The following is an 11,934-nucleotide window of genomic DNA, read 5'->3' as shown; positions in this document are numbered from 1 at the left end:
CAACCCATCCCGGGCTACCGATTTATTATCGAGGTAGATTTTATTACCGAATGCCATCACTATGAATACGATTATTGAATCTTCATCCATTATCCAAGAGAAAAATCAAAAAATAGCTACTATTCTCGCCTTTGCATTGATCCCTTTAAGTGGATTTGCAACAGATATTTATATCCCTTCCTTACCTACAATGGCAGGAGAGATGCAGGTAAGCAGTGTGCAGGTGCAACTCACATTAAGTATATTTTTAATCAGCTATGGTGTTGCCCAATTATTTATCGGAAGTGTTCTGGACAGCTTTGGCCGGTATAAAATTGGATTATATTCCTTGCTGATTTTCGCTGCGGCAAGCATAGTCATTGCTGTTACCCACAATATATACCTGATTTATTTAATGCGAATTATTCATGGATTAACCGTTGGAGCCATTGTAGTAGCTAAAAGAGCTTATTTTGTTGATGTTTTTGAGGGTGAGCAGCTTAAGCACTATTTGAGTTTGTTCTCTATCATCTGGTCAACAGGACCAATTGTAGCACCCTTTATTGGCGGGTACCTTCAAAGTGCCTTTGGCTGGGAATCTAATTTCTATTTTCTGGGGGGCTTTGCACTTGTTTTTGCCATTTTAGAGTATGTGTTTAGTGGAGAAACCCTAAAACATTTCACCGATTTCCAATTGAAGAAAATTGCCAATATCTATTTGAATATGATTAAGACGCCAAGTTTTACTTTAGGGATCGTGATGTTGGGTCTTGCCTATTGTATGGTAATGGTATACAATATGACGGGGCCATTTATTATTGAGCATCACCTGCATCTTACACCCATAGTGGCAGGTTATAGTTCTTTGGTGCTTGGTTTTGCCTGGATGGTAGGTGGATTTATAGGAAAAGCAACCATTACTAAACCATTTTTTAAACGATTGGCAATAAATACTGTATTACAACTGGCTTTTGTGATTGTTATGATCTTCAGCCTTAATTTTATCAGCAACCTTTATTCATTGATCTTTTTTGCGTTTATCATCCATATCGGAGCGGGTTTTACCTTCAATAACTATTTCACATTTTGTTTGAGTAAATTTCCGAAGAATGCGGGTATTGCCGGTGGCTTAACAGGAGGAATTACCTACGTGATTGTCTCCTTTTTAAGCTATGGTATTGTTAATGTGGTTCCAGCAAAAGATGAACGCAATTTGAGCTATAGCTATCTGATTATGATTTTGCTATCGCTTATCGTAATGTATATCATCCTGAAAATTAAGAATAAGGAAGGGGCAACAATTGCTGATAAGTGAATAAAAAAAGCTCGAAACTGCAGTTTCGAGCTTTTTTTATGATAATGTTGACTAGCCTAATTTTTCTAATTCTTCTTTCACGAAGTTGGCAAGCTCTTTCACGTACGCTGCGCTGAAATCAAATTTGATCCCTGCAGTTTCATAAATTTCATTCATGGGTTTGGTATAACCCAGAGAAAGTGCAGCAAGGTATTGTTCCAATGCTTTTGCGGGATTCTCTTTATAGTTTTTCCAAACGGCTATAGCCCCTAATTGAGCAATGGCATACTCAATGTAGTAAAAGGGAACTTCAAATAAGTGAAGTTGCTTTTGCCACACATTACCAAATTCTTTCTCCAGACCATCCCAATTGGTAAAGCCTGCTCCAAAACGATTATAAATCTGCTTGAATGTTTCTTCTCTGTCTGCTGCCGTGTGATTGGGATTGGTGTAAATCCAATGTTGGAACTGATCAATCACTGCCACCCAAGGTAGGGTTTTAAGTACGTCGGCCAGCTGCTCTTTTTTTGCACGGTTAAGTTCTTCCGGGTTGTCAAAATAAACATCCCAATTATCCATAGAGATGAGCTCCATACTCATGGAAGCTAATTCTGCCACTTCAGATGGGCAGTGTTTAAAATCATTTAACTCCAGGCCAGCGGTTAAAAAAGTATGTACTGCATGGCCACCTTCGTGTACCATGGTAGTCAGGTCGCGTAAAGAATTTGCCGAATTCATAAAAATGAAAGGAGCGCCTGTTTCTGCCAATGGATAATTGTATCCTCCTGGGGCTTTACCTTTCCTGCTTTCAACATCAAAGAGATTGTTGGCTTTCATGGTAGCCAGTTTCTCTCCAAGTTTAGGATCGATGGCATTAAAGCAAGCAATGCTTTTATCAATTAATTCAGCACCATTATTAAAAGGCTTTAAAGCAGGTTTCCCGCTTACACTTACCTCCATATCCCAAGGTTTTAAAATCTCTAAGCCCAGGGATGCTCTTCTTTTTTCTGCCTGTTCCCTTAAAATAGGTACTATTTCTTTTTCAATTGCCGTAGCAAAATCATAGCAATCATGAGGTGTATAATCAAAACGTCCCAGGGCCTGGAACATGTAATCGCGGTAGTTTTCAAAACCAGCATTTAAGGCCACCTGGTTGCGCAAGCGAACCAATTCGTCAAACAGGATGTTTAAGTCGTCCTTATCAACCAATCTGCGTTGCTGAACAGTTTTCCAGGCTTTTTCACGTAATTCACGGTTCAGGTCCTTAACCAAAACAGAAGCCTGCTCTAAGGTATATTCCTGACCATTAATTTCTACACTCATTGCACCGGTAATGCCCTGATATTTCTGTTGTTTAACCTGTAGCTCAGTAAAAAGTTCGATATTCTCCTCCCTGTAAATCTCCAGCGCTTTTTTAATTGCCCGGCTGTAAACAAAGTATTTTTGCTTGTCCAGATTGTCCATGTAGGGACTATCTACAAACTTTTTATTCAGTTCATTGGATAGGGGAGAAACTTTGGGTTCGATCTCTGTTGCAAAATATTGAAAGCTTTTTACCAGCTCCTCATTCGCGGTATCGCAACTCATCTTAATATAACGCCATGCGAAATCTTCTTCCAAAGCAGCTTCAAGCTCAGAGCGGTCTTTCAACCATTTTTCTAATTCATCAGCACTGCCGATTTCACGGGATTTTAATTCGTTAAAAAGGGGTTCTAGGTTTTCCCAGGTGATGGTAAAATCAGCTGGTATAAAGGTTCTTGGTTTCTTATTTATAATTAAGCTCATAATAGTATTGATTATCAACAGACCCGTAAGTGTTACGCAGTGGTATGGGACCGTATCCTTATTTTATCTTGTTCTTAAAAAAGTATCGATTAAATAGCAAAGTGCAAAGACAACGGATGCCATTCCGTTTGTGGTTGCAAAAGCTTTATTTACCTTGCTTATATCAGTAGGTTTAACTAATAAATGCTGATAGATTAACGCAAAGCAGAAAAACAATACACCTAAATAGTATACCCAGCTAAATGCATCAGGCATTAAAAATATAGGTGCGATAACGCATGCCGCAGAAAAAATATGTAAGATCACGGAAACATTTAATGCATTTTTTATGCCAAGTGCCGATGGAATAGAGTGTAATTTTTCTCCGCGATCGAAATCCTCATCCTGTAAAGCATAAATGATATCAAATCCACTTACCCAAAAAAGCACAGCGAAAGAATAAAGTACCGGAACAAGTGCGAAGTGACCAGTAACGGCAATATAGGCCCCAATAGGTGCCAGTGAGAGCCCCAAGCCTAAAACCAAATGACAAAGCGCCGTAAAACGTTTAGTATAACTGTAAAATAAAACAACAAATAAAGCTATTGGAGAAAGGTAAAAACATAATGGATTGATGAAGAAAGTTGCAACAACAAACAGAATGCAGTTGATGATTACAAAGATTAAAGCTTCTTTGGCGGATACTTTTCCGGAAGGGATGTCACGCATTTTAGTGCGCGGATTTTTTGCATCAATATTTCTATCTAAATAGCGGTTAAAGGCCATAGCAGAGTTACGCGCAAAAACCATACAGAGCAATACTAAAACCAGTTTTTGCCACATAAAGGGGCTGTCGGTAGTGGTAACGCCTAAAAAAAAGCCAATCATAGCGAAAGGCAATGCGAATATAGAGTGCGCAAATAAGACCAGTGAAAAATATTTCTTCATTTTATTTATATACGATATTTATAGGGCTGCGGCTTTAGAATTCTTTAAGAATGGGTTTAACAAAATCTTTGTTTACCTCTTCAATAAATTGTAGTACATCCTCTTTACCAAGCGCTTTTTCGGCTGAGGTGATAAAGCTGGCAGGGATTTCTTCGAACCATTGGCTAAGCGATTTTTTAAAAGCAGCAGCATTTTTTGAAGTAACGTTCATTCCCTGCTTATCTGCTTTAGTGAAAATCAATGAAAAAGGTATCTGCTTTTCTCCCAGCCAATAACAAAATTCAAGATCGATCTGTTGCGGCTCAAGTCGACTGTCAATCAATACAAAAACGCACTGCAGGCTTTCTCTTTTGGTGATATAGGCACGGATAAATTTTTCCCATTTTTCTCTGCTTGTTTTCGAAACCTTGGCATACCCATAACCAGGTAAATCTACAATATACCACGATTCATTGATCAAAAAATGATTGATCAATTGAGTTTTGCCCGGACGCTGAGAGGTTTTAGCTAAACCGTGTTTGTTAACCAACATGTTGATCAATGACGATTTACCCACATTGGAACGACCAATAAAGGCGTATTCAGGCATAACTGCTGGCGGTAGAGCCGATACTTGTGTGTTGCTGCAAATAAAATTTGCCGTTTTTATAACCATATTACAAAGGTAACAATTAGTTTTTAGTCTTTTGCGGGGGAAGACTGCCTCAGAATTTGGATAGAATGTCAAATTCGACAGATGCTGCCTGACTTCAGACTTCAGACTACCGACTTCGGACTTTTTCTCTATCTTTGCTTCATATCATGAATCAGAATATCACTCCTTATCAAATCGAAGATGCAACCAAAAAAGAACAGGTTGCAGATATGTTTAATAACATTTCTAAAACTTACGACTTTTTAAATCATTTTCTTTCTTTAGGTATTGATGTGTTGTGGCGTAAGAAAGCGATTAAGGAGTTGGTGTCTATCCATCCGCGCATTATGCTGGATGTAGCCACAGGTACCGGTGACTTTGCATTTGAGGCCATTAAAAAACTGCATCCCGAAAAAATTATCGGAGTGGATATTTCTGAGGGGATGCTGGAAGTAGCGAAAAAGAAAATCAACGAACGCGGATTGACTGAAGTTTTTACCGTTCAGGTGGGTGATTCTGAGGGGCTTCATTTTGAGGATAATACCTTCGATGCCATTACCGTTGCTTATGGGGTTCGTAATTTTGAACACCTGGAAAAAGGTTTATCCGATATGTTTCGGGTATTAAAACCAAATGGTAAAATTGTGGTGCTGGAATTTTCTAAGCCTCGCGTTTTTCCTGTTAAGCAACTCTACAATTTTTATTTTAAGCAAATTACGCCATTCTTTGGCAGGCTTTTTTCCAAAGACGGCAGGGCTTATTCTTATCTGCCCGAATCGGTAGCCGCTTTCCCGGATGGAAAAGAATTTACTGATTTATTGCAAAAAGTAGGGTTCAAAAGTACCAAACAACAGATTTTAACGTTTGGAATAAGTTCGATTTACACCGGAACTAAATGATAAAAAAATTAAGCCTCATTATCTCCCTCTTTATGGTATCAACAACAGCCTTTTCCCAAAATTGGGGTGGGGGTGTAGATGATGAAGATTGGAGCTGGGGTTTTAACTTTCAATACATTTCTGCTGAGTACAAAATTCTTAAAAAATTAGACTGGAGATCGCCATTTTATGAAGTGCCAAATACCCTGGGCGTTTCAAGAGATCCTGCATCCGGCGATTTAGTAGCCAATTCACTGAACTCCATTTCGAGCCCTCCCTCACAAGGCTTTGGCTTAGGCTTCGTAATGAACAGACGTATTGCCGAGAATTTTGATATTCGTGCTACACCTTCCCTGATATTCAGTGATCGGGTTGTGCATTATGAATACGAACCCTTACCTTCTGTAGGTCTCCCAAATGGGCAAACCAGAAATTATCAGACTGCCATTGACCGAAAAGTACAAGCTACAATGTTTGAATTTCCGCTGGGCATTAAAGTGAAGTCTAACCGGATGAATAATTTTCGGGCATACTGGCTTGGTGGAGCAAAATATTCGATAGACATTGCTTCCAAAAAGAAAACATTCGATGAAGGCGAATCGCCGATGAATAAGTTTCTAAAAAACAGACGAAATTATTTGTCGTACGAAACAGGTATAGGTTTCGATCTTTATTTCGAATATTTTAAAATGTCACCGGAGATCAAGCTTTCTTATTCAGTTGATGATCTTTTGCAGCATGATAATACGGTGTTTGCTTCTCCGATAGATAAGTTAAAATTACGTCAATTAACATTCAGTTTGATCTTTCAATAGCTTTAAAAAAGGTCAAAAAAACTTACCTTTGCTCACATCGACGAGCGTCCTTTGATGATTTTCATCGAAACTTAAAATTCATAGAAATGTCCAAAATTGCATTTATAACGGGAGCTACCTCTGGCATTGGCGAAGCTTGTGCACATACCTTTGCTCAACAAGGTTATCATTTAATATTACTGGCCCGCAGGGCTGAAAAATTAGCCAGGCTTTCCCATCATCTGGAAGATAAATATGCAATTACAGTAAAGCAGGTTATTGGAGATGTACGCGAAAGACAGCAGATTACAACAACCTTAGAAGCATTTCCCGAAGATTGGAAGAAAGTAGATGTTTTGATCAATAATGCGGGTCTTAGTCAGGGCTTAGAGCCAATTGATAAAGGAAATATAGATGATTGGGATAACATGATCGATACCAATGTGAAGGGACTTCTATATGTAACTAAAATCGTTTCCAACTGGATGATTAAGAATCAATCCGGACATATTGTTAACATTGGTTCAATAGCAGGTAAAGAAGTTTATCCGAATGGAAACGTATATTGTGCCAGTAAGCATGCAGTTGATGCATTGAACAAAGCAATGAGGATAGACCTTCTGCCCCATGGCATAAAGGTTACGGCAATCCATCCAGGGATGGTTGAAACCGAGTTTTCTCTGGTTCGTTTTAAAGGAGACGAGGAGCGTGCAAAGAAAGTTTATGAAGGGGTGGAGCCCTTGATTGCGGATGATATTGCTGATGCAATCTGGTATGTGGTAAGCAGGCCCAAACATGTCAATATTAATGATATGTTGATTATGCCAACTGCACAGGCAAATGGAACACAGGTAATTAGGAAGGGATAATCTGAGTCTTGAGTCGGGAGTTTTTAGTCTTGAGTCCAACAGTTAAACAATTCAGCAATTAAACACTTAAACAATTAAACCATTAAGCAATGATATCAAATACAATAGATCAGGAGATAAAAAAAGCCATGTTGGCCAAGAACAATGCTCAATTAAGAGGGTTAAGAGCCATAAAAGCGGCATTATTGTTAGCTAAAACCGAAAAAGATGCAGCAGAAGAACTTACAGAAGAAGGAGAATTAAAGATTCTTCAGAAGCTGATAAAGCAACGTCGTGAATCTGCAGATATTTACAAGCAACAGAACCGGGAGGATCTTTATCAGGTAGAGCAAGAAGAAATTGAGGTAATTAACCAATTCTTGCCTAAGCAGTTAGATAGAGCAGAAGTTGCGGTTATAATTGAGAATGTGATCAAACAATCTGGCGCTACATCAGTTAAAGATATGGGGAAAGTGATGGGCTTAGCCAATAAAGAACTTGCAGGAAAGGCAGACGGTAAATTGATTGCTGAAATAGTAAAGGAAAAGTTAGCCTAGTGAAAGAGTTGAAAGTTGAAAGTGAAAAGGGTAAGCGGAAGGAAATGATTTTGTTTAGCTCATCTTTTTACTAAAGTCTCGATACCTGAGCCTTTCTACTTGATACTTACTACTTGAGTCTTGATACTAAGTTCCCGATAGCGCAACAAGGGTTTTTATACCGTTTTCGTTTTTATTTCAATAAAATGGCAAAGAAATGCAAAAATTTAACTTTACTCTATTAACTTAGTAGCACAGTACCATCTAGAATATATATGACACACCAGATAAAAGAAGAAGACGGATTTAAATACATCGAAGCTGGACAGGGCGAAACGCTGGTATTGCTACATGGCTTAATGGGTGAATTAAGTAACTGGGAGCAGGTAATTGATCGTTTCAAAGATCGCTACCATGTTGTTGTGCCTATTTTGCCAATTTATGAATTACCAATTTTAACTTTAGGTGTTAAAGCACTTTCAAGGTACTTACACCGCTTTTTGAAATATAAAAACTTTAACCAGGTTGTTCTCGTAGGTAACTCTTTGGGTGGGCATGTAGGTTTAGTATTTACCGTAGCTCACCAGGAATTTGTGAAAGCGCTGGTACTTACAGGAAGCTCAGGCTTATACGAAAATGCTTTTGGAGGTTCTTTCCCGCGCAGAGAAAGTTATGATTATGTAAGGGAAAAAGTAGAGTTTACATTTTATGACCCTGCTACTGCTACAAAGGAATTGGTTGATGACGTATTTGCGACCATCAATGACAGATCGAGGGTAATCAGGATATTGACAATGGCCAAGTCTGCAATCAGGCACAACATGGCTAAGGAATTGTCAAAAATTACCATCCCCGTTTCATTGATCTGGGGTAAAAACGACAAGGTAACTCCGCCAGAAGTTGCAGAAGAGTTTCACGAACTGCTTCCAAATTCGGAGTTAAACTGGGTAGATAAATGTGGGCACGCTCCTATGATGGAGCATCCCGAAATTTTTAATAATTATCTTGAGAAATTTTTAGATAGGATATTGCTTAAATAATGTTTGCTGAAGAAATCATATCGAATGCCATACTACCATTAAGAACCGATGACTCGGTGCAAAAAGCTTTAGATCGCATGAACGAATTTAAACTAAAGCACTTGCCTGTAGTTAACGATGGGGCTTACCTTGGCCTGGTAGCAGAGGATGATTTGATTAATATTCGCGACCATAAAGTTGATTTGGCACACGCAGGAGTTAATTTATTAACTGTTTTTACGTTGAATGATGCGCATACATATGATGTTATTCGTTTGTTGAGCCAGTTAAAATTAACTGCAGTACCTGTTTTAGATCAGCAAAAAAATTACAAGGGTCTTATTTCTCTCAGTACCCTGATTAACGCTGTTGCTCAGCAGTATGCGGTAAATGAGCCGGGCGGTATTATTGTTTTGGAGATTGGTAATCGCGATAACTCTTTGGCACACATCGCCCAGATTGTAGAAGCAGATAATGCACAAATCTTATCCTCCTATGTCAATTCGTTTGAAGATTCTACCCGCTTAGAAGTAACGATCAAAGTAAATAAAACAGAAATAACTGGCTTAGTAGCTTCTTTTGAGCGATATGATTATCAGGTAAAAGAAGTTTATAACAATACACAAGTTGATAATGGAACACAAGAACGTTATGATTCCTTTATGAACTATCTAAATGTATAAAACCAACGTATGAGGATTGCAATTTACGGAAGAGACTTCAATGATACAGTTTTGCCCTATGTACAAGAGGTTTTTAATCATTTAAAAAATCACAATACCCAACCCGTAATCTATTCCAGGTTTAAAAAATACCTGGATGGAAAGGTAGCACTACCTCAAAATACAATTGTTTTTCATAATCATGAAGAACTAAAGGCTCATGCCGATGTATTATTAAGTTTAGGAGGGGATGGGACACTTTTAGATACGCTATCACTCATCAGAAATTCTAATATTCCTGTAATCGGGATAAACTTTGGTCGTTTGGGCTTTTTGGCCAGTATCAATAAAAACGAAATTGAATCGGCGTTAAATGCTTTAATCAATGGAGAATACACGCTTGATAGTCGATCTCTGCTCACATTAGAATCAGATAATGGATTGTTTGGTGAAGAGAATTTTGCTTTAAACGATATTACCATCCACCGTCGTGATAATTCGGCAATGATGATTATTCATGCTTCAATGAACAATGAGTTTATTAACTCTTATTGGGCCGATGGGTTAATCATTGCAACGCCAACAGGATCTACGGCCTATTCGTTAAGTTGTGGAGGGCCAATCATTTACCCGGATTCTGAAAATTTTGTAGTAACACCAATTGCGCCGCATAACCTTAATGTAAGGCCGGTTGTGGTTCCTGATGATAATACGCTATCTTTTGAGGTCGAGGCAAGAGAATCTAAGTTTCTTGTTTCTTGCGACAGCAGAACAGTAACCGTAGAACGTTCGGTAAAGATTAGCATAAAAAAAGCAGATTTTTGCATAAATCTTATCCGCCTTAACAATGAAACTTACTTAAACACGTTAAGGAATAAATTATTATGGGGCATAGATACCCGTAACTATTAATTATGACGCTGAACAAACTCCTTGTAATTCCTTTTTTTATCCTTTTATCTAATCAGTATGCTACTGCACAAGAAGCAAACTGGGAGTTAGGTATCATGGCTGGGGGAGCGGGTTATATGGGAGATTTGAATCAGAATAATCCATTGAAAGTTAGCGGCCTGTCAGGCAGCTTGTACGCCAAGCGAAACTTTAATCAATATATAGGGCTAAGGTTGAATTATACCTACGGCCAGATTAAAGCTGACGATGCCACATCCAATAATGCCCAGTTCAGGGAACGCAATCTCAGGTTTAAAACATCCCTCAATGAACTGAGTACCCTGGTTGATTTTAATTTCTTTAATTATAATTTGGGCGGTGGTACCAGACAATTTACACCCTACCTGTTTACCGGAGTAGGTTTTGTTGTTTTTAAGCCCACCGCAGAATATAATGATACCAAATATCGATTAAACAGATTTTTAACAGAAGGGCAGCAAGAAGGTTATAGTAACGTTGCTTTAACCATTCCTTATGGTGTGGGATTACGATACAACTACAAAGGTGCCTGGAGTGTTTTCTCTGAAATAGGGTATAGAACAGCCTTTACAGATTATATAGATGATGTGAGCGGCGTATATCCTGTGGCACAACCAATTGTTGGAGATTCACCTAATCAGGTTAATTTATCAGACCCTTCATTGCATCAAACAGGATATCCAGGTACCCAAAGAGGCGATTTTAGAAAAAGGGACACTTATCTATTTGTTAGTGTTGGCATATCTTTTACCTTTGTATCCTCAAAATGCTATTCCTTTTAAGCTGATTTTGACATAATTAATGGGATTTAAAGAACAAATAGATTATAATCGTTTGCCAAAACACATTGCTGTAATCATGGATGGCAATGGCAGATGGGCAAAAGGCCAGGGCAAAGTAAGGGTTTTCGGACACGAACAGGGCGTACTTTCTGTAAAAGATATTGTAGAAGGTTGCGTTGAAATAGGTATCGAATACTTAACGCTTTATGCTTTTTCTACAGAAAACTGGAACAGACCAAAAGAAGAGGTAGATGCTTTAATGCAAATACTCATTTCAACCATCAATAAAGAGACTGAAACCCTTAATAAAAACAATATTAAGCTCAATGCAATAGGCAATATCGAATCTTTACCACAAGAATGTATAAATGATTTGAAAGAGGCTATGGCAAAAACAGCACACAATGAAAAATGTACCTTAACATTGGCTTTAAGCTACAGTGCTAAATGGGAAATTGTAGAAGCAGCCAAAAAAATTGCTGCGGATGTTAAGGCAAACAAAATCGACTTAAACGATATTGATGAGGAGCTCTTCTCCTCTAAATTAACTACAGTAAATGTGCCTGATCCGGAATTGATGATCCGGACAAGTGGAGAACACCGCATTAGCAATTATCTGCTGTGGCAGATGGCCTATACCGAGTTTTATTTCACCGATGTTTTATGGCCGGATTTTCGAAGAGAACATCTTTTTGAAGCCATTGTAGACTTCCAAAAACGCGAACGACGTTTTGGAAAAATTAGCGAACAATTAAACTAATTTTTCTTTTAACACTTTTTAACAAGCGTTTAAACTAACTTAGCACCACTTTTATACGATAAATGAATCAAGGTAAGGAATATTAAAAAGGAAGTTATAACCCATT

The 11,934-nt window shown here is 38.2% G+C and carries 13 protein-coding genes; 10 read left to right on the top strand and 3 right to left on the bottom strand.

Annotation, left to right across the window (positions count from 1 at the left end):
• The first annotated feature begins 61 nt into the window (after window positions 1–61).
• Window positions 62–1,294, top strand: coding sequence for an MFS transporter (locus tag ACQY77_RS07305; protein WP_421938638.1), 1,233 nt, complete (start codon window positions 62–64; stop codon window positions 1,292–1,294).
• A gap of 51 nt (window positions 1,295–1,345) precedes the next feature.
• Here ACQY77_RS07305 and ACQY77_RS07300 read toward each other — a convergent pair whose 3' ends face one another.
• From ACQY77_RS07300 to yihA, 3 genes are all read right to left on the bottom strand, one after another.
• A complete protein-coding gene (locus tag ACQY77_RS07300; protein WP_421938639.1) occupies window positions 1,346–3,058 on the bottom strand; it encodes a M3 family oligoendopeptidase in 1,713 nt (570 codons plus the stop codon).
• Window positions 3,059–3,121: 63 nt separating this feature from the next.
• The gene (locus tag ACQY77_RS07295; protein WP_421938640.1) at window positions 3,122–3,985 is read right to left on the bottom strand and encodes a UbiA-like polyprenyltransferase; all 864 of its coding nucleotides are present in this window, start codon (window positions 3,983–3,985) and stop codon (window positions 3,122–3,124) included.
• Between the two features lie 34 nt (window positions 3,986–4,019).
• Entirely contained in the window at window positions 4,020–4,640 is a 621-nt protein-coding gene (gene yihA, locus ACQY77_RS07290; protein ID WP_421938641.1) for a ribosome biogenesis GTP-binding protein YihA/YsxC, read from the bottom strand.
• 146 nt (window positions 4,641–4,786) lie between these two features.
• On the opposite strand from yihA, the gene ubiE reads away from it, so the two are divergent.
• The 9 genes from ubiE to ACQY77_RS07245 all read left to right on the top strand — a co-directional run bounded on the left by ubiE (window position 4,787) and on the right by ACQY77_RS07245 (window position 11,828).
• Entirely contained in the window at window positions 4,787–5,518 is a 732-nt protein-coding gene (ubiE, locus tag ACQY77_RS07285; RefSeq protein WP_421938642.1) for a bifunctional demethylmenaquinone methyltransferase/2-methoxy-6-polyprenyl-1,4-benzoquinol methylase UbiE, read from the top strand.
• On the top strand, window positions 5,515–6,312 hold the full coding sequence (locus ACQY77_RS07280) for an outer membrane beta-barrel protein (protein WP_421938643.1): 798 nt from the start codon (window positions 5,515–5,517) through the stop codon (window positions 6,310–6,312). The genes ubiE and ACQY77_RS07280 overlap by 4 nt, the downstream gene beginning before the upstream one ends.
• Window positions 6,313–6,398: 86 nt before the next feature.
• Entirely contained in the window at window positions 6,399–7,160 is a 762-nt protein-coding gene (locus ACQY77_RS07275) for an SDR family NAD(P)-dependent oxidoreductase (RefSeq protein WP_421938644.1), read from the top strand.
• Window positions 7,161–7,249: 89 nt separating this feature from the next.
• Window positions 7,250–7,696: a GatB/YqeY domain-containing protein gene (locus ACQY77_RS07270; RefSeq protein ID WP_421938645.1), complete on the top strand. Its 447-nt coding sequence runs from the start codon at window positions 7,250–7,252 to the stop codon at window positions 7,694–7,696.
• A 254-nt stretch (window positions 7,697–7,950) separates the two neighbouring features.
• On the top strand, window positions 7,951–8,715 hold the full coding sequence (locus ACQY77_RS07265; protein ID WP_421938646.1) for an alpha/beta fold hydrolase: 765 nt from the start codon (window positions 7,951–7,953) through the stop codon (window positions 8,713–8,715).
• Complete coding sequence (locus ACQY77_RS07260; protein WP_421938647.1) at window positions 8,715–9,377, top strand: CBS domain-containing protein; 663 nt, start codon at window positions 8,715–8,717, stop codon at window positions 9,375–9,377. Before ACQY77_RS07265 ends, ACQY77_RS07260 begins: the two co-directional genes overlap by 1 nt.
• Window positions 9,378–9,386: 9 nt before the next feature.
• Window positions 9,387–10,268, top strand: coding sequence for an NAD kinase (locus ACQY77_RS07255; protein WP_421938648.1), 882 nt, complete (start codon window positions 9,387–9,389; stop codon window positions 10,266–10,268).
• A gap of 2 nt (window positions 10,269–10,270) precedes the next feature.
• Window positions 10,271–11,068, top strand: coding sequence for a DUF6089 family protein (locus ACQY77_RS07250; protein WP_421938649.1), 798 nt, complete (start codon window positions 10,271–10,273; stop codon window positions 11,066–11,068).
• Window positions 11,069–11,087: 19 nt separating this feature from the next.
• On the top strand, window positions 11,088–11,828 hold the full coding sequence (locus ACQY77_RS07245; RefSeq protein ID WP_421938650.1) for an isoprenyl transferase: 741 nt from the start codon (window positions 11,088–11,090) through the stop codon (window positions 11,826–11,828).
• Window positions 11,829–11,934: the final 106 nt, after the last annotated feature.

It is taken from the genome of Pedobacter sp., from assembly GCF_965279535.1.
Taxonomy (GTDB): domain Bacteria; phylum Bacteroidota; class Bacteroidia; order Sphingobacteriales; family Sphingobacteriaceae; genus Pedobacter.
Note: the sequence above shows the minus strand (reverse complement) of the source record. Positions and strands in the feature narration are given on the sequence as shown.

What these genes read in the sequence shown, in the direction of transcription:
- ACQY77_RS07305 (WP_421938638.1), top strand. Translation starts at nt 62, where the DNA reads ATGAATACGATTATTGAATCTTCATCCATTATCCAAGAGAAAAATCAA.
- ACQY77_RS07300 (WP_421938639.1), bottom strand. Translation starts at nt 3,058, where the DNA reads ATGAGCTTAATTATAAATAAGAAACCAAGAACCTTTATACCAGCTGAT.
- ACQY77_RS07295 (WP_421938640.1), bottom strand. Translation starts at nt 3,985, where the DNA reads ATGAAGAAATATTTTTCACTGGTCTTATTTGCGCACTCTATATTCGCA.
- yihA (WP_421938641.1), bottom strand. Translation starts at nt 4,640, where the DNA reads ATGGTTATAAAAACGGCAAATTTTATTTGCAGCAACACACAAGTATCG.
- ubiE (WP_421938642.1), top strand. Translation starts at nt 4,787, where the DNA reads ATGAATCAGAATATCACTCCTTATCAAATCGAAGATGCAACCAAAAAA.
- ACQY77_RS07280 (WP_421938643.1), top strand. Translation starts at nt 5,515, where the DNA reads ATGATAAAAAAATTAAGCCTCATTATCTCCCTCTTTATGGTATCAACA.
- ACQY77_RS07275 (WP_421938644.1), top strand. Translation starts at nt 6,399, where the DNA reads ATGTCCAAAATTGCATTTATAACGGGAGCTACCTCTGGCATTGGCGAA.
- ACQY77_RS07270 (WP_421938645.1), top strand. Translation starts at nt 7,250, where the DNA reads ATGATATCAAATACAATAGATCAGGAGATAAAAAAAGCCATGTTGGCC.
- ACQY77_RS07265 (WP_421938646.1), top strand. Translation starts at nt 7,951, where the DNA reads ATGACACACCAGATAAAAGAAGAAGACGGATTTAAATACATCGAAGCT.
- ACQY77_RS07260 (WP_421938647.1), top strand. Translation starts at nt 8,715, where the DNA reads ATGTTTGCTGAAGAAATCATATCGAATGCCATACTACCATTAAGAACC.
- ACQY77_RS07255 (WP_421938648.1), top strand. Translation starts at nt 9,387, where the DNA reads ATGAGGATTGCAATTTACGGAAGAGACTTCAATGATACAGTTTTGCCC.
- ACQY77_RS07250 (WP_421938649.1), top strand. Translation starts at nt 10,271, where the DNA reads ATGACGCTGAACAAACTCCTTGTAATTCCTTTTTTTATCCTTTTATCT.
- ACQY77_RS07245 (WP_421938650.1), top strand. Translation starts at nt 11,088, where the DNA reads ATGGGATTTAAAGAACAAATAGATTATAATCGTTTGCCAAAACACATT.